This is a genomic window from Proteus hauseri ATCC 700826 (genome assembly GCF_001654965.1).
GTDB classification, from domain to species: Bacteria; Pseudomonadota; Gammaproteobacteria; order Enterobacterales; family Enterobacteriaceae; genus Proteus; species Proteus hauseri.
The window spans coordinates 111078-126083 of the sequence record NZ_LXEV01000003.1 but is presented as its reverse complement, the minus strand read 5'-3'; the positions used below and the strand labels follow the sequence as shown (position 1 = coordinate 126083).

General features: G+C 37.4%; 16 protein-coding genes. 8 read left to right on the top strand and 8 right to left on the bottom strand.

The genetic code is table 11. The annotated features are described in order from the left end of the window. Positions 1-308 precede the first annotated feature (308 nt). A complete protein-coding gene (locus M997_RS00940; RefSeq protein ID WP_064718253.1) occupies positions 309-1094 on the top strand; it encodes an AraC family transcriptional regulator in 786 nt (261 codons plus the stop codon). Positions 1095-1167: 73 nt separating this feature from the next. Here M997_RS00940 and M997_RS00935 read toward each other — a convergent pair whose 3' ends face one another. Beyond that, positions 1168-2667 carry an MFS transporter gene (locus M997_RS00935; RefSeq protein ID WP_064718252.1) on the bottom strand — a complete coding sequence of 500 codons (1500 nt, stop codon included), beginning with the start codon at positions 2665-2667 and terminating at the stop codon, positions 1168-1170. A gap of 90 nt (positions 2668-2757) precedes the next feature. Between M997_RS00935 and M997_RS00930 the strand changes: the two genes are divergently transcribed. Beyond that, positions 2758-3324, top strand: a complete 567-nt coding sequence (locus M997_RS00930) for a TetR/AcrR family transcriptional regulator (protein WP_064718251.1) — start codon at positions 2758-2760, stop codon at positions 3322-3324. A 49-nt stretch (positions 3325-3373) separates the two neighbouring features. On the opposite strand, the gene M997_RS00925 is transcribed toward M997_RS00930, so the two are convergent. Genes M997_RS00925 through M997_RS00910 form a run of 4 tightly spaced genes read right to left on the bottom strand, consistent with a single transcriptional unit; the run spans position 3374 to position 7057 of the window. Then, the gene (locus M997_RS00925; RefSeq protein WP_064718250.1) at positions 3374-4129 is read right to left on the bottom strand and encodes an iron ABC transporter ATP-binding protein; all 756 of its coding nucleotides are present in this window, start codon (positions 4127-4129) and stop codon (positions 3374-3376) included. A 1-nt stretch (position 4130) separates the two neighbouring features. Continuing rightward, positions 4131-5138: an iron chelate uptake ABC transporter family permease subunit gene (locus M997_RS00920; RefSeq protein WP_064718249.1), complete on the bottom strand. Its 1008-nt coding sequence runs from the start codon at positions 5136-5138 to the stop codon at positions 4131-4133. Then, positions 5125-6087, bottom strand: a complete 963-nt coding sequence (locus M997_RS00915; protein ID WP_064718248.1) for an ABC transporter permease — start codon at positions 6085-6087, stop codon at positions 5125-5127. The genes M997_RS00920 and M997_RS00915 overlap by 14 nt, the downstream gene beginning before the upstream one ends. 4 nt (positions 6088-6091) lie before the next feature. Then, positions 6092-7057: a siderophore ABC transporter substrate-binding protein gene (locus tag M997_RS00910; RefSeq protein ID WP_064718247.1), complete on the bottom strand. Its 966-nt coding sequence runs from the start codon at positions 7055-7057 to the stop codon at positions 6092-6094. Positions 7058-7509: 452 nt separating this feature from the next. On the opposite strand from M997_RS00910, the gene M997_RS00905 reads away from it, so the two are divergent. The 6 genes from M997_RS00905 to chbG all read left to right on the top strand — a co-directional run bounded on the left by M997_RS00905 (position 7510) and on the right by chbG (position 12866). Beyond that, on the top strand, positions 7510-7836 hold the full coding sequence (locus tag M997_RS00905) for a PTS sugar transporter subunit IIB (protein WP_064718246.1): 327 nt from the start codon (positions 7510-7512) through the stop codon (positions 7834-7836). A gap of 91 nt (positions 7837-7927) precedes the next feature. Then, positions 7928-9286 carry a PTS N,N'-diacetylchitobiose transporter subunit IIC gene (gene chbC, locus M997_RS00900; protein ID WP_064718245.1) on the top strand — a complete coding sequence of 453 codons (1359 nt, stop codon included), beginning with the start codon at positions 7928-7930 and terminating at the stop codon, positions 9284-9286. A gap of 56 nt (positions 9287-9342) precedes the next feature. Further along, positions 9343-9690, top strand: a complete 348-nt coding sequence (gene chbA, locus M997_RS00895) for a PTS N,N'-diacetylchitobiose transporter subunit IIA (RefSeq protein WP_064718244.1) — start codon at positions 9343-9345, stop codon at positions 9688-9690. A 1-nt stretch (position 9691) separates the two neighbouring features. Further along, positions 9692-10549 (top strand): transcriptional regulator ChbR, encoded by an 858-nt coding sequence (gene chbR / locus M997_RS00890; RefSeq protein WP_064718243.1) that lies wholly within the window; start codon positions 9692-9694, stop codon positions 10547-10549. A 160-nt stretch (positions 10550-10709) separates the two neighbouring features. Further along, positions 10710-12065 (top strand): 6-phospho-beta-glucosidase, encoded by a 1356-nt coding sequence (locus M997_RS00885; protein ID WP_064718242.1) that lies wholly within the window; start codon positions 10710-10712, stop codon positions 12063-12065. A 39-nt stretch (positions 12066-12104) separates the two neighbouring features. Continuing rightward, positions 12105-12866, top strand: coding sequence for a chitin disaccharide deacetylase (chbG, locus tag M997_RS00880; protein WP_064718241.1), 762 nt, complete (start codon positions 12105-12107; stop codon positions 12864-12866). Positions 12867-13041: 175 nt separating this feature from the next. Here the strand turns inward: chbG and M997_RS00875 are convergent, their stop codons facing one another. The 3 genes from M997_RS00875 to M997_RS00865 form a co-directional block, all read right to left on the bottom strand. Then, positions 13042-13605: an Ail/Lom family outer membrane beta-barrel protein gene (locus M997_RS00875; protein WP_064718240.1), complete on the bottom strand. Its 564-nt coding sequence runs from the start codon at positions 13603-13605 to the stop codon at positions 13042-13044. A gap of 210 nt (positions 13606-13815) precedes the next feature. Then, entirely contained in the window at positions 13816-14304 is a 489-nt protein-coding gene (locus M997_RS00870) for a hypothetical protein (RefSeq protein WP_064718239.1), read from the bottom strand. Positions 14305-14315: 11 nt separating this feature from the next. Beyond that, on the bottom strand, positions 14316-14999 hold the full coding sequence (locus M997_RS00865) for a hypothetical protein (protein WP_064718238.1): 684 nt from the start codon (positions 14997-14999) through the stop codon (positions 14316-14318). Positions 15000-15006: the final 7 nt, after the last annotated feature.

The window sequence follows — 15006 nt, the reverse complement described above, 5'->3', positions numbered from 1 at the left end:
TGCAGAACGCCCGAAATAACGTCTGCGAGAGGGATAGTAGTTGATTAATCTTTTGCCAACATTCTAAAACCAGACAATGACATCTGAATTTCAGCCTATTTACGCGGGGTGTTAAAAGCGCGTTTTTCGATTGTTAATGAGGTTTATTAAATAGATATCAGTAAGGTTTAAATTTAACATAAGTTAATATCGTTATTTGTTTAAATATATAACGAATTTAATAATATGCCCTTTATTTGCCGGTGTGCGGATAGAGGGATAGCTGTTATATTAAATAAGATAAAAATAAGCAGAGAGCGACCCAAACTGTGAGAAATGTGCCTTTAAAAAGCGTTGATTCACTTGACCGAGATGTTATTGCGCTTGGTACAGATTATTTGCCTAATACACTATTAGAAACGCATCAGCATCGTCGAGCACAGTTTTTATATCCTGCGACAGGGCTTATTGAAGTAAGTACTGACGATGGCGAATGGGTTATTCCTCCGTCTTGTGGCGTGTGGATCCCACCGCAAACAGGTCATGAAACACGTATGCTTGAAGTCAGTACTCGCAGTTTATATATCGAGCCTTTAGCAGCTCCTCGTAATAGTAAGCAGTGTGAAGTATTGAGTGTTTCACCGTTATTTCGTCAACTGTTATTAGAGGCCGTTGATGTGCCGGCAAAATACGATAAAAAAGGTCGCGATGGTATTTTAATGCAGTTAATCTTATGTGAATTAGCTAAAGCGAAACCTTTACCATTTTTTGCTCCGATTCCTCAAGATAATAAATTAGCGACGCTGTGTCGTGATTTTATCCGTGATCCCAAAATAGATTCATTACCTCAACAATGGGCCGATAAATTACATAAAAGTGAGCGTTCTTTTAGCCGTTTTTTCCGTCAACAAACAGGAATGTCATTTTCACAATGGCGTCAGCAAGTTTGCTTATTAAATTCATTAACTCAAATTTTATCGGGCCGTGGAATTACCGAAATCGCTTTTGACTTGGGTTATAACAGCGCGGGTTCATTCTCAACTATGTTTAAAAAGCAGATGGGGCTATCGCCTTCTCACTTTAGTATGGATGCCTTGGATATTGATCGGTTTTAGTTATTTAACGTATTAGCCTCATTATTAAAAACGCGCCTAAATGGCGCGTTTATTTTGTAGAATATCTCTGTTTTTAAGCCACTTTTTTGCGTATTGTATTGCGTAAACAATAAGGTAAAAAAATCAGGCTTAATGCTGTAATAATCGCGGTAGCAATTAAAACAACTAAAAAAGCTTGTTCAAATGCGGTGTTAGCTTGAGTAATTAATAAAGTCGATAATGTGTCTGGTAATTTTTCAGACACAATTAATGCTTCATCTAAACTGTCATAAACGACATCACTGACATTTAGTGAGCCTGGTAATATCAGCTTTAAGGTGTATACCGTACTCATTAAACTCCCCATAAACGTAACACCAATAACACTACCTAATTCATAAGCCACATCTTCAATTGAGGCTGCCATACCAGCTTGTCTATCTGCCACGCTTAACATAATAGAAGTGGATGCCGTGGTAAAAATCATTCCTAAACCAAAGCCAATTAAAAATAGACTACCGATTAATACCATTGGTGATGTAGTTTGATACACTGCGATTAACCAAATATTTCCCACTAAAGTGAGTGTAAATCCGGCGATAATTAACCGAACTTCGCCTAATCGTGCTAAAAAATAACCGGTTAATGGGGATGCTAAAACAGAACCAATGGGGATGGGTAAAATAACTAGCGCTGCATTTAATGGAGTAAAACCTGCGACTAATTGTAAACGCTGGCTTAGTAATAATTCGATACCAACGATTATCACCATTGAAAGTACCGCCATCGCAATACCAATACTAAAAAATCGATTTTTAAATAAGCAAAAATCAATCATGGGGTGAGTCTGTTTTCTTTGACGCAAGGTAAAAATAGTTAGGAAAACAACGGCAATAAGGGTTGCAATAGCCGCTTCACTCCACTGTGTGTAAGGTTTTCCTAGCTCTTTTAAAGCATAAATTGCGCTGACTAAACCAATTAGAATAAGTACAGAGCTTAAGTAATCAATTTTATGTTTACCATGCCCAGCATATTGAGGAATAAGCCAAATCGCAAAAGGTAAAACAATCAGGACTATCGGCACATTAATTAAAAATACCGAACCCCACCAAAAGTTATTTAATAAAGCACCGCCAATTAATGGCCCTAAAGCTGCACCTCCAGAAGCAACCGCAGACCAAATACCGATAGCCACAGCACGCTCTTGTGAATTGCTAAACACTTGGCGAACTATCGAAAGAGTCGCTGGCATACTCATGGCTGCACCAATCGCTAAGAAACCACGAGAAGCTATTAATGCTGTGGCGGTAGGGGAAAATGCGGCACAGAGTGAGGCAATTGCAAATAGCGGTAGCCCACTAATAAATAGTGTTTTATGGCCGATACGGTCAGTTAACATGCCTGCTGCTGGTAATAATCCCGCAACAATCAGAGGATAAGCATTCATTATCCAAAGTTTTTCAGAAGCACTGGCGTTTAAATCATGGGTTAAACGAGGTAACGCGGTATAGAGCACTGTGACATCAACGACAATCAGAAACAGCATACTCGATACTAAAAGCAGTATGATCCAGCGTTTATAATCTCTTAACATAAAAATCTCAGTTATTATCATGGGTATTATTTTGTTGCTAACGGTAGTAATATAAATCCATACGACTGTATTGAAAAGAGGTTTTTTTAAATGGGACGCCAAAGAACAATTGATAGAGATAAACTGCTTGAAGCCATTTTTGATATCGTTATGGAGCAAGGTGCTGCGGCATTGACAATAGATACCGTTGCTAAAAAAATGGGCATTTCGAAAGGCGGTGTTCAATATTGCTTTAGCAGTAAAGAAGCGATGATTGATGCAATGTTTGAGCATTGGGAAGGTGGGTATGAAGCCCGATTTAATGAAATTGCAGCAAAAGAAAACTCACCAGAAAATCGCGTTACTGCACATATTCATGCAACCCATAATCATGACCAAGTTTCTTTTGCCAAAGGCGCTAGTTTGATGGCAGCACTGTTGCAAACCCCTGAATATTTGCAAAGTACCAAAGAGTGGTATCAACAACGATTAGCAGGGTTAGATACAACAACAGAAGCAGGAAAGCGGGCAAGATTGGCATTTTTAGCGACAGAAGGCACTTTTTTATTACGCTATTTCGGTTTGATGGATATTGATGATGCAACATGGCAATCAATATTTGAAGATATTAATTCGACGCTGATTCAACCAGAAAAAAAATCAGAAAAGAAATCATAAAAAAGCATGTTATTTAAGATGAAAATAACATGCTTTAGTATTTGTTGAATTAGTAATACATGGCGATGAGCTTGTTATCAAGCTCTTTGACTTCAACAGGAGTATCGAAAATATCTTCGATAATCTCTGCTTTCATGATCTCTTTTGGTGAACCATGATAATAGAGTTGCCCATTACGCATTGCTAAAATATAGTCAGAGTAAACGGATGCAAAGTTGATATCATGAATAACAATAATAATGGTTTTTCCTAACTCATCAGCGGCTTTTCGCAGAAGTTTCATCATTATTACTGCATGTTTCATATCAAGATTATTTAGTGGTTCATCTAGCATAACGTATTCAGTATCTTGGCAAAGGACCATTGCTACATAGGTACGTTGGCGTTGTCCTCCAGATAATTCATCAAGATAACGGTGACGAAATTCTGTTAGATTTAAAAAATCTAATGACTCATCAATGACTTTTTTATCTTCAAGTGTCAGACGGCCTTTGCTATAAGGATAACGACCAAAACCTACTAATTCTTCCACTGTTAAACGGCTCACAAACTGGTTTTCTTGGCGTAGAATTGAGAGGTTTTTGGCTAGTACATCGCTATCTGTGGCAGCAACATCCATACCATTAACACTGACCATGCCACTTTCAGGAATTAATAAGCGTCCAATAACAGAAAGCAGTGTGGATTTACCCGCACCATTAGGACCAATGATCGAAGTAATACCGCCACGTTGAATTGTTGTTGTAATGTTATCTAAAACAGTAATATCTTGATAATGTTTCGATATTTTGCTGATTTCAATCATGTTAAAGTCTTCTTAATACCAAATAGATAAAGAACATCCCGCCAATAAACTCAATAACAACAGAAAGTGTACCTGTCATTTTCAAACCGTATTCTAGTATTAACTGTCCGCCAATTAAGGCAATAGTGCCGAGTAAAAATGCGACGGGCATAAGAAAACGGTGTTGACTGCTACCACTGATATGATAAGCAAGGTTAGCAACAATTAATCCTAAGAAGGTTAAAGGACCCACTAATGCAGTAGAGACAGCAACTAATACTGAAATCAATAACAGGATATAAGTGGTCTGTTTACGGTAATTAATTCCAAGGTTAATCGCATTGGCTTGGCCTAATGCCATGACATCAAAGCTATAGCGCATACGCCAAAGTAGCACACCCACAACGACGATGATGGCTAATGCACAAAAGATAAGATCAGGTGTTGCTCTGGTGAAGGTGGCAAACATGCGGCCTTGCAAAACAGAGAATTCATTGGGATCCATTAGGCGCTGTAATAAGGTGGCGGAGCTGCGAAAGAGCGTACCTAGAATAATACCTATCATCAAAACTAAGTTGATATTAAAGCGAACCGAGCTAAATAACCATCGGTATAACAACACAGAAAACAGCACCAATAACGCGGATTCGATAAAAAATTTGGTGATATTGAGCATCCACGATGCTGGCATATCACTTTCAAAGAAGACAAACAGCGTTTGTAGCAACACAAACAGTGCTTCTAATCCCATTAATGATGGGGTGAGGATCCGGTTATTGGCGATAGTTTGAAATAGTATGGTCGAAACACCCGCAGAAAAAGCGACAATAATCATTGTCAGTACAATATAAGCGCGATGAGTCAAAATATAAGCGATATTGCCACTTAGGTTGATCGACATAAACAGAGCGATAGCCAGCAACGATGCACCTAGCAATAACCCAATTCGGGTAAGAGGCGAAAGGCACTTTTTTTCGCGTAAGGCAGCGCCAGTACATTTGCTGATAAGTGATGAGTTAACTTTTTGCATAACGTTGCTGCTTTAGTAGTAAGAATAAGAAAATTACTGCACCCACAGCGCCTAAAATCACACTGGCTGGAATTTCAAAGGGGTAGCGAATTAAACGGCCAATAACATCACAAAGTAAAACTATTGCGCCACCGCTTAAACAGACCCAAGGGATGGTTTTACGGATGTTATCGCCCATTACCAAACTGACCAGGTTTGGCACAATCAAACCAAGAAAGGGTAAAGCGCCGACAACGGAAACCACCACACCACTGATTAATGCGATAATTGAAAGGCCAATGATCATCACTTTACGGTAATTTAATCCGACGTTAATGGAAAACTCGCGACCCATTCCGGCAACAGTAAAGCTATCAGCGACCCAACAGGCCATTAAGGCTAATGCGCCAACCAGCCAAAGAAGTTCATAACGACCCTGTAATACGCTAGAAAAATCGCCACTAGTCCAGGCATCTAATGATTGTAATAAATCAAAATAAACCGCTAAAAAAACGGTTAACGCACCAATAACTGCGCTGAGCATAATGCCAATAAGAGGAACAATAAGCGCTGTTTTTAGGGTTATTCTTTGTAATAGCATCATAAACAGTATTGTGCCAAGCATGGCAAATACAGTTGCTACCATCATTTTGGTGAAGATACCTGCTGCTGGGAATAACAGCATAACGACTAATAATCCAAGGCTGGCAGATTGTGTGGTTCCTGCTAACGACGGCTCTACAAAGCGATTTTGTGTTAGTAATTGCATAATTAATCCAGCAACACTAATGGCTCCACCGGCAAGCAATAATGACAGGGTTCTTGGAACACGGCTGATAAAGAAGATATCGCGCATATCAGGATCAGTAAAAAGCGAAGCAGGAGTAATATCTCCTGCGCCGATAAATAGACTGATCATTGAGAGGATAGCAACAAGTCCTATCCCCAATGATAAATGATACGTTTTCATTCAGTTACTTTATTTTTTTATTATCCAAAGCCTGATTAATAGTATCCATTAAGCGAGAGTAAGTTTGGATCCCGCCTGAAATATAAATCGAGCTTGAATCAAGATAGATAACTTGGTCTTTATTCCAAGCATTCACTTTTCTAACCAACGCGTTATCTAATACTTGCTGTGCAGGTTGTGAATCTTCTCGACCAATAGCAGCATCGCGGTCAATCACAAACATCCAGTCTGGGTTTAATTTCAGTAATAATTCTGAGTTTACAATATTACCGTGAGAACCTGGGCTATCAAATGTGTAAGCCGGTTTAAAACCAAGTACATCATAGATAAAGCCAAAGCGAGAGCCTGGGCCATAAGCCGAGATTTTTCCGCCGCTGACTAAAACCACCATTGCTGTACCCGCATCTGATGTTTTTGCTTTTACGGTATCAATTTTGCTATTGAAATCAGTCAGTAATTTTTTGGCTTGTTCTTCTTTACCAAAAATTTGACCAAGTTCTGTTGTGCGCTCTGACAGACTTTCGATAAAGCGTTTGCTGTCGATATCCATAGAAATTGCAGGTGCAATTTCACTTAATTTTGGATAAGCATCACGAGCACGGCTACCACTTAAAATAAGGTCTGGTGCTGTGTTGCTCAGTTTTTCGTAGTTAGGCTCAAATAATGCGCCTTCATTGATGTAGTCGTTGCTGTTGGTGTATTTAGATAAGAACTCAGGCAAGTGAACATTCGTCTGTGGAAGTCCAACAATAGGCACACCTAGCGCATCAATAATGTCTAAGGTTTCCATATTCATCACAACCACTTTTTGTGGATGTGCTGGGATTTCGGTTGTCCCTTGAAAATGTTCAATCGTGAGAGTTTGTTTCTCTGCTGATTGTGCTGTTGATGTGTCTTGAGCGTTATCACAACCTGCGATAACAAGTGAAGAAAGTAGTAAAAACAGTGGGTTTAATGACTTTTTAAACATTCTCTTTCCCATATTGTTGCAACTCGAAATAAGACGGATCTTTACAGCAACGGCCTAAATCTCGATCCACTAAAAGACAATAATAACATCAAAACGATAAAGAGTAATGATACTAATTCACATTCTCATAATAATAAAGAGTTAACTTTATTAAAGTGATGAATTTTTGCGTGAGATCATATGAGCTTGATTGATGCTTAAAGAGAGGAAAACCGAAGAAAACTAAAGATTATTTGCTCAATTTGTGAAGAGTGTCAAAAGAGTAGGTCAAGGAGAGACAATTCTTATCTGCTAGGAAATATCGTTCCCTAGTATCATTGCGTATACTTTATTCAAGCAGAAACAATCCTTATTTTAATCTTACTTCTGTTTCTGTACTGACACAGTAATGAATGCACATGAGAAAGCATGGTTATCTCTAGGGCAAATCGTTGCCAACTCAAGAGGGTTTTATGCAAAAGAAATATATTTATCTATTTTGTTCTGCCGGCATGTCAACATCTCTTTTGGTTACAAAAATGCGCGCGCAAGCAGAAAAATATGATGTTCCTGTCGTGATTGAAGCATTTCCTGAAACATTAGCAGAGCAAAAAGGACAGGAAGCTGACCTTATTTTACTCGGACCTCAAATAGGTTGGATGCTTTCAGATATTCAAAAATTATTACCGAATAAACCTGTCGAGGTTATCGACTCTTTGTTATACGGAAAAGTGGATGGTTTAGGTGTGCTAAAAGCGGCCGTTGCCTCTATTAAAAAAGCAGTAGCAACAACAAATTAATTTTTTATTTTTGAATTTTATTTTTATTTCAGTCAAAGAGTGAATTTTTCAGCTAGCCGTGCTGTTAGCGGCATTTTAAGGGTATTTTTCTATGAGTAAGTTCATCGGTTCACTTGAAAAGGTACTCCTTCCTTTTGCGGTTAAAATTGGAAAGCAACCTCATGTCAACGCCATTAAAAATGGTTTTATCCGTTTAATGCCGTTAACCCTAGCAGGGGCGATGTTTGTTCTTATCAATAACGTTTTTCTTAGTTTTGGTGATGGCTCCTTCTTTTATTCTCTCGGTATTCGTCTTGATGCATCAACAATAGAAACACTCAATGGTTTTAAAGCGATTGGGGGTAATGTCTATAATGGTACATTGGGTATCATGTCATTAATGGCGCCTTTCTTTATCGGCATGGCATTAGCAGAAGAACGAAAAGTAGACCCAATTGCCGCTGGTTTACTTTCTATTGCCGCCTTTATGACAGTAACACCTTATAATGCGGGTGGTGCTTATGCTGTTGGCGCCAACTGGTTAGGTGGTGCAAATATTATCTCTGGTATTATTATCGGTATTGCGGTTGCCGAAATGTTTACCTTTATAGTGCGTCGTAATTGGGTGATTCGATTACCGGATAGCGTACCCGCCTCTGTTTCACGTTCGTTCTCTGCGTTAATCCCTGGCTTTATTATTCTCTCAATTATGGGGATTATTTCTTGGGGACTGGCACACTACGAAACGCATTTCCATCAAATCATCTTAGATTCAATTTCAACTCCATTAGCCTCTATGGGTGCCGTTGTTGGTTGGGCCTATGTGATTTTCACTTCATTGTTGTGGTTCTTTGGTATTCACGGATCGCTCGCACTCGCAGCACTTGATAGCGGAATTATGACGCCTTGGGCGTTAGAGAACGTAGCAATTTATACAGAATATGGTTCTGTTGACGCAGCATTAGCCGCAGGTAAGAGCTTCCACTTGTGGGCTAAACCAATGTTAGATTCCTTTATTTTCTTAGGAGGAACTGGTGCAACGTTGGGACTTATTCTGGCAATCTTTATCGCTTCTCGTCGTGCCGATCACCGTCAAGTTGCCAAACTCGCATTGCCAGCAGGTTTATTCCAAATTAATGAGCCGATTATTTTTGGTTTGCCAGTCATTATGAACCCAGTGATGTTTATTCCCTTTATTCTTATTCAGCCAGTCTTAGCCGCAATTACTGTCACGGCTTATTATTTAGGGATTATCCCACCTGTCACGAATATTGCACCTTGGACAATGCCTACAGGACTAGGGGCATTCTTTAATACCAACGGAAGCATTGCCGCATTATTGCTGGCGTTGTTTAACCTTGGTGTCGCAACGGTGTTCTACTTGCCTTTCGTTATTATCTCCAATAAAGCACAAAGTGAGATTGAGAAAGAAGAGAGTGAAGAAGATATTGCCAATGCATTGAAGTTTTAAGTTAGAAAAATAGGTGCAGAGTTTTCTCTGCACCTAAAAGTCAAAGAGGAAATACGATGTTAGATATTGAAAATGCCGAAGACAGTTCAGTAACAGAAGATGAATTTGAAGAGATAGTTATGGGGCTTATTATTAATTCAGGGCAAGCGCGTAGCGTGGCTTATGGTGCATTAAAAAAAGCCAAAGAAGGTGATTTTGAGGGCGCAAGAAAATTAATGGAGCAATCTCGCGCAGCATTAAATGAAGCCCATAAAATTCAAACGCGCTTAATTGGCGATGACCAAGGATTAGGAAAAACCAAAGTCAGCTTAGTATTAGTACATGCACAAGATCATTTAATGACCTCTATGTTAGCAAGAGAGCTGGTTACGGAATTAATCGAATTACATGAGAAGATAAAATAAGATGAATAGGGTGGTGGAGTCATTAAAAGCACAAAGCGAAATACGTATGGTCTATGAGGACCAGCTATTTAATGGCAAAAACTTTCATGTGTTTATTTATAATAAAACGGAAAGTGTCAGCGGATTGCATCAACATGACTATTATGAATTCACCATTGTTTTAACGGGGCGCTATTATCAAGAGATTAACGGTAAAAAGATTTTATTAGAACGTGGGAACTTTGTTTTTATTCCTATAGGTTCTCATCATCAAAGTTTTTATGAATTTGGTGCGACTCGTATTTTAAATGTGGGTATTAGTAAATCTTTTTTTGAAAAACATTATTCTTCTTTATTGCCTTCTTATTTTATTGCATCACAAGTTTATGAACTAAAAAATGAATTTCTTTCTTATATTGAATCCGTTATTAGTTCATTAAATTTTCGTCATACTGAATTTAATGAATTTATCGAAATAGTCACCTTCAATGTGGTTAACCGTCTACGACATCATAGAGATAATCGTATCGAAGATGATATTCCTTTATGGCTAAGGGATACGGTAGCAGAAATGCACGATAAACAGAAATTTGGTGAAAATGCTTTAGCTAATATGGTGATGTTATCAGGGAAATCACAAGAATATTTAACCAGAGCGACGCGACGTTATTACGATAAAACACCAATGCAAATTATTCATGATATTAGGATTAACTTTGCTAAAAAACAGTTGGAAATAACCAACTATTCGGTAACGGATATTGCTTTCGATTCTGGCTATAGCAGCCCAAGTTTATTTATTAAAACCTTTAAAAAGGTTACTTCGCTAACACCAAATAGTTATCGAAAAAATTTATACAGTATTAAAGAAACAAATTAATTCATTATTAAGCGTAAAAATTTAATCAATCAATAAATTGATTTTATTTAGCCATTGAAATGAAAAGAAAAATTAATTGATTTTTCTTAGGGGCTTTTACGCCTTAAATTCACCATTAATACACAAATAACAGCATTATTATGCTGTATGGGAGTATTTTATGAGTCATAAATTAAAAGTGGTTACCATTGGTGGTGGAAGTAGCTATACACCTGAGTTGTTAGAAGGCTTTATTAAACGCTACCATGAGTTACCTATTACAGAGCTGTGGTTAGTGGATGTTGCTGAGGGTAAAGAAAAGCTCGATATTATTTTTGAGCTTTGCCAGCGGATGGTAAAAAAAGCGGGTATTCCTTTAACTATTCATAAAACATTAAATCGTCGTGAAGCATTAAAAAATGCCGATTTTGTCACAACACAATTACGTGTCGGGCAATTAAAAGCGAGAGAACTTGATGAGTCTATTCCTTTAAGTCATGGTTATTTAGGTCAAGAAACTAATGGCGCAGGTGGTTTATTTAAAGGTTTACGTACTATTCCCGTTATTTTTGACATTATTAAAGATGTTGAAGAAATATGCCCAAATGCGTGGATTATTAACTTCACTAATCCAGCAGGCATGGTGACAGAAGCCGTTTATCGTCATACCAATTTTAAGCAGTTTATTGGTGTTTGTAATATTCCTATTGGTATGAAGATGTTTATTACAGATGTTCTGGATCTTACAGATAAAGATGAGCTTTCTATTGATTTATTTGGTTTAAATCACATGGTGTTTATTAAGGATGTAATTGTAAATGGTCAGTCTCGTTTCCCTGAGTTATTAGATGGTGTTGCTTCTGGCACATTAACTGCGGGCTCAGTAAAAAATATTTTTGATTTACCATTTAGTGAAGGATTAATTCGTTCTCTTAATATGCTGCCGTGTTCTTATTTGCTGTATTACTTTAAGCAAAAAGAGATGCTAGCAATAGAAATGGGTGAATATTATAAAGGCGGTGCTCGCGCTAAAGTGGTGCAAAAAGTCGAAAAACAATTATTCGACCTTTATAAAGATCCGGACTTAAATATCAAACCTAAAGAGCTTGAATTACGCGGTGGTGCATATTATTCCGATGCTGCATGTGAAGTTATTAATGCCATCTATAACGACAAACAAGCTGAGCATTATGTCAATATTCCACATCATGGGCATATTGATAATATTCCTGCGGATTGGTCGATAGAAGTTACAGCTATTTTAGGGCGCGATGGCGCTAAACCACACCCGCGTTTAACGCATTTTGATGAGAAAGTAATGGGTTTAATTCATACCATTAAAGGTTTTGAAATTGCAGCAAGTAAAGCAGCAATAACAGGTGAATTAAATGATGCATTATTGGCAATGAATTTAACACCATTAGTGCTTTCAGATAAAGATGCTGAAGTATTAACGCGAGAATTATTATTAGCACATAAAGCGCATCTACCTAATTTTGCTAAAGCAATAGCACAGTTAGAAAAGAGTACTCATTAATCATTAAAATGATGCGAAAATAAGTAAAAAGGAGACAAAATGGCGCGTTTATTGATTGTTAATGCAGACGATTTCGGGCTTAGCAAGGGACAAAACTACGGCATTGCAGAGTGTCATCGTTATGGTGTGGTGACATCAACAACCGCATTAGTTAACGCCGAAGGCATTGAACATGCAGCGCAATTACGTAAAGAGTTACCTAACTTGGGTGTAGGGCTTCATTTTACGCTGACAATGGGTAAGCCGCTGTCTCCTTTATCCTCTTTAACGCGTGAGGGTGTATTAGGTAAGTGGGTTTGGCAGATGGCAGAAGAGGGTGATTTACCTTTAGATGAAATACGCATTGAATTACAGGCTCAATATCAGCGTTTTATCGATATTTTTGCTTGTGAACCAGACCATATTGATAGCCACCATCATGTGCATATGTTTAAGCAAATTTTCCCTATTGTTGCGGAGTTTGCAAAAGAAAAATCACTGCCATTACGAGTGGATAGACCTTTGGCAAAACAAGGTGCTATTGATACTCAAGGTGTTTTAAGTAGCGATGGTTTTGATAGCCAATTTTATGGTGATGAAATATCACAAGCACTGTTTTTAAAAGTACTTGATGGATCATTAGCGCGTAATGAGCATTCTTTAGAGGTGATGACGCATCCCGCGTTTATTGATAATCCATTACGTGCAAGCGGTTATTGTTTTCAACGTTTAGTGGAGCTTGACGTATTAACAGAATTATCGTTAAAAAAAGCAATAGTAGAGCGAGGATATCAATTAGGGACTTATCAAAATTTAATTTAATCGTGTAGGTCTTTAAAACGGATGTATTAGTGTTATACCCTGGTGTGATTCATTTTGGTTTTTAATTTGCCTCTGTGTTTATATAAAGCAGAGGCGTTTTTATTTGAGTAAATGTTATCGTATTATTTTAACTAAAATAAGCACATACTATATTAATAATATGTGCTTGCTGTGATTAAAAACGATAACCAACATTGGCAATAAAGCCATCGATAATCATTTTATTTTTAGCAATTTCACTAAATTTATAGCGGCTATTTTCATAGCCTAAAGAAATAGACAGCATTTCAGTTGGGTTAATCATAATACCTGCACCCCAGCTAAATGCATTTTTTTTAATTTTATTTTTATTAAATTCGCTTTTATCTAAATTTTTAAATTGTATTTGACTGATACCCGCAACACCATAAACACTGAAATAATCATTTAAGCGTAAAGTAGGTCCTGTCATAACAGAATAATAACGAGTATTAATGTCTTTTAATACTCTTTTGAATGATTTATCTAAATCATATTCGTTCTGGGTATAGGTGGTTGTTGCTAAAATGCCAAATTGTTTATTGAGTTCTTGACGAAGTGAAATAACACCGCCATGCATTGGATTTTGACCTTCCATTTTTATTTGTGAATAACCCGCAGAAAGCGTTGTTTTACCAAATTGTAGATCATCATGTGCATTGGCAGAAGAAATAGAAAATAAACCTGTGATAAGTAAAGCTGATAGCAATTGTTTTTTCATTTGTTATATCCCTTTATTAATTGTAAAGAAGCGGGATTATAGTAATGAGGATATTTTTTAGGATATTAAAAAAGGTTCTTTAATTTGATAACTGTGTTTTTTATAAAAAACACATCACGAATTTAGAATTTATTTAGTGTCAGCATTATAATTAACTATATTTTTTTAATTATAACTCCCCATAAATTATATGAGGAGTTATAAAGTATTTTACTTCAGCCCTAAATCACTTTGTAAATCGATCACTTTATTTTGTAGACCTTCTAACTCGAGCTGTTTTTCCATCACAGATTTTGATGGATTGTTTTGTACAGCTTTCATTCTTTTATCAATATCATCAATTTGTTTTTGAATATCACTTTGGCCTTTGGTTTTTTGGCGAATTTGATTTAACAAATTATTCATTGATTGATTTAAAGCACGTTGATTAGCTTGTTGCGTTTTTAAATCAGCATTGCTTTGCTGTTTTTCTTTCTCAATAGCAGCAAGTACGGCTTTAAACTCAATATTTAATGCTTGTTCATTACCTAAGACAGCTTTTTTCTGCTCTATGCGATTATCATAAGTGCCTGAATAATTACAATTAAATTTTGTAATAATACTGACATCACCTGTGGTAGGGTCGCAATCTGCTGGATTTGTTACACAACCACTTAACAGTAGTGTCATACCCACAAGGGAGAGAGGTAAAAGTTTCATTATCATCCTTTTTAACTAAGTCTTATTGCAGTGCGTTGAGAGTAGAGGCTATCTAGCTCTTCTTGTAAAGAGGCTACTTGTTGTTTCATCCCAGTGATTTGCTTATCAAGTTGCGCTGTTTTTATACCGTCATCACGACTTTTAGCCGCAATATCTCGCCATTCTGCTTCACGTTTTGTCATATCAGATAAACGAGAACGCAAAGCGGCGATATTGGCATCGATACCTTTTAATTGTTTTTCAGCTGCCGCTTTATTTAAGCGTTGCTGCTTCATATCTTGCTCGATTTTAGCTAATGCTTTTTTGTCGTCATCAATGACCGCTCTTGCCGCATTAGATGCACTTTGTAAATGCTGATTCTCTTTTTTAATATCAGCAATCATCGAGTTAAGCATCTCTTCCTTAGAAGAATAATCTTTACGTTTATTATCTAAATAGGCGTTAGCACCAATACCCACACCACAGCCAGCAACTGCGGCGATAAGCATACATGCGCCTTTGTTACTTGAATTTGATACTAAGCAACCTAGAGCACCAATAGCAGCACCACCAGCACAAGCTGTAATACCTGATTTGCTGAAGAACTCCATATCGCTATTGTTGGTGATACGAGGATCTGCGCCATTATTGCTTTGACATCCCGATAAGACCAACACAGTACTTAAGCCAAGCACAGCCATTAACCGCTTTTTCATTTCACAC

Coding starts and splice junctions, on each gene's coding strand:
- chbA (WP_064718244.1), top strand. CDS start 9,343: ATGTTAGATATTGAAAATGCCGAAGACAGTTCAGTAACAGAAGATGAA.
- chbR (WP_064718243.1), top strand. CDS start 9,692: ATGAATAGGGTGGTGGAGTCATTAAAAGCACAAAGCGAAATACGTATG.
- chbC (WP_064718245.1), top strand. CDS start 7,928: ATGAGTAAGTTCATCGGTTCACTTGAAAAGGTACTCCTTCCTTTTGCG.
- M997_RS00915 (WP_064718248.1), bottom strand. CDS start 6,087: ATGAAAACGTATCATTTATCATTGGGGATAGGACTTGTTGCTATCCTC.
- M997_RS00875 (WP_064718240.1), bottom strand. CDS start 13,605: ATGAAAAAACAATTGCTATCAGCTTTACTTATCACAGGTTTATTTTCT.
- M997_RS00905 (WP_064718246.1), top strand. CDS start 7,510: ATGCAAAAGAAATATATTTATCTATTTTGTTCTGCCGGCATGTCAACA.
- M997_RS00925 (WP_064718250.1), bottom strand. CDS start 4,129: ATGATTGAAATCAGCAAAATATCGAAACATTATCAAGATATTACTGTT.
- M997_RS00885 (WP_064718242.1), top strand. CDS start 10,710: ATGAGTCATAAATTAAAAGTGGTTACCATTGGTGGTGGAAGTAGCTAT.
- M997_RS00920 (WP_064718249.1), bottom strand. CDS start 5,138: ATGCAAAAAGTTAACTCATCACTTATCAGCAAATGTACTGGCGCTGCC.
- M997_RS00865 (WP_064718238.1), bottom strand. CDS start 14,999: ATGAAAAAGCGGTTAATGGCTGTGCTTGGCTTAAGTACTGTGTTGGTC.
- M997_RS00935 (WP_064718252.1), bottom strand. CDS start 2,667: ATGTTAAGAGATTATAAACGCTGGATCATACTGCTTTTAGTATCGAGT.
- chbG (WP_064718241.1), top strand. CDS start 12,105: ATGGCGCGTTTATTGATTGTTAATGCAGACGATTTCGGGCTTAGCAAG.
- M997_RS00910 (WP_064718247.1), bottom strand. CDS start 7,057: ATGTTTAAAAAGTCATTAAACCCACTGTTTTTACTACTTTCTTCACTT.
- M997_RS00930 (WP_064718251.1), top strand. CDS start 2,758: ATGGGACGCCAAAGAACAATTGATAGAGATAAACTGCTTGAAGCCATT.
- M997_RS00870 (WP_064718239.1), bottom strand. CDS start 14,304: ATGAAACTTTTACCTCTCTCCCTTGTGGGTATGACACTACTGTTAAGT.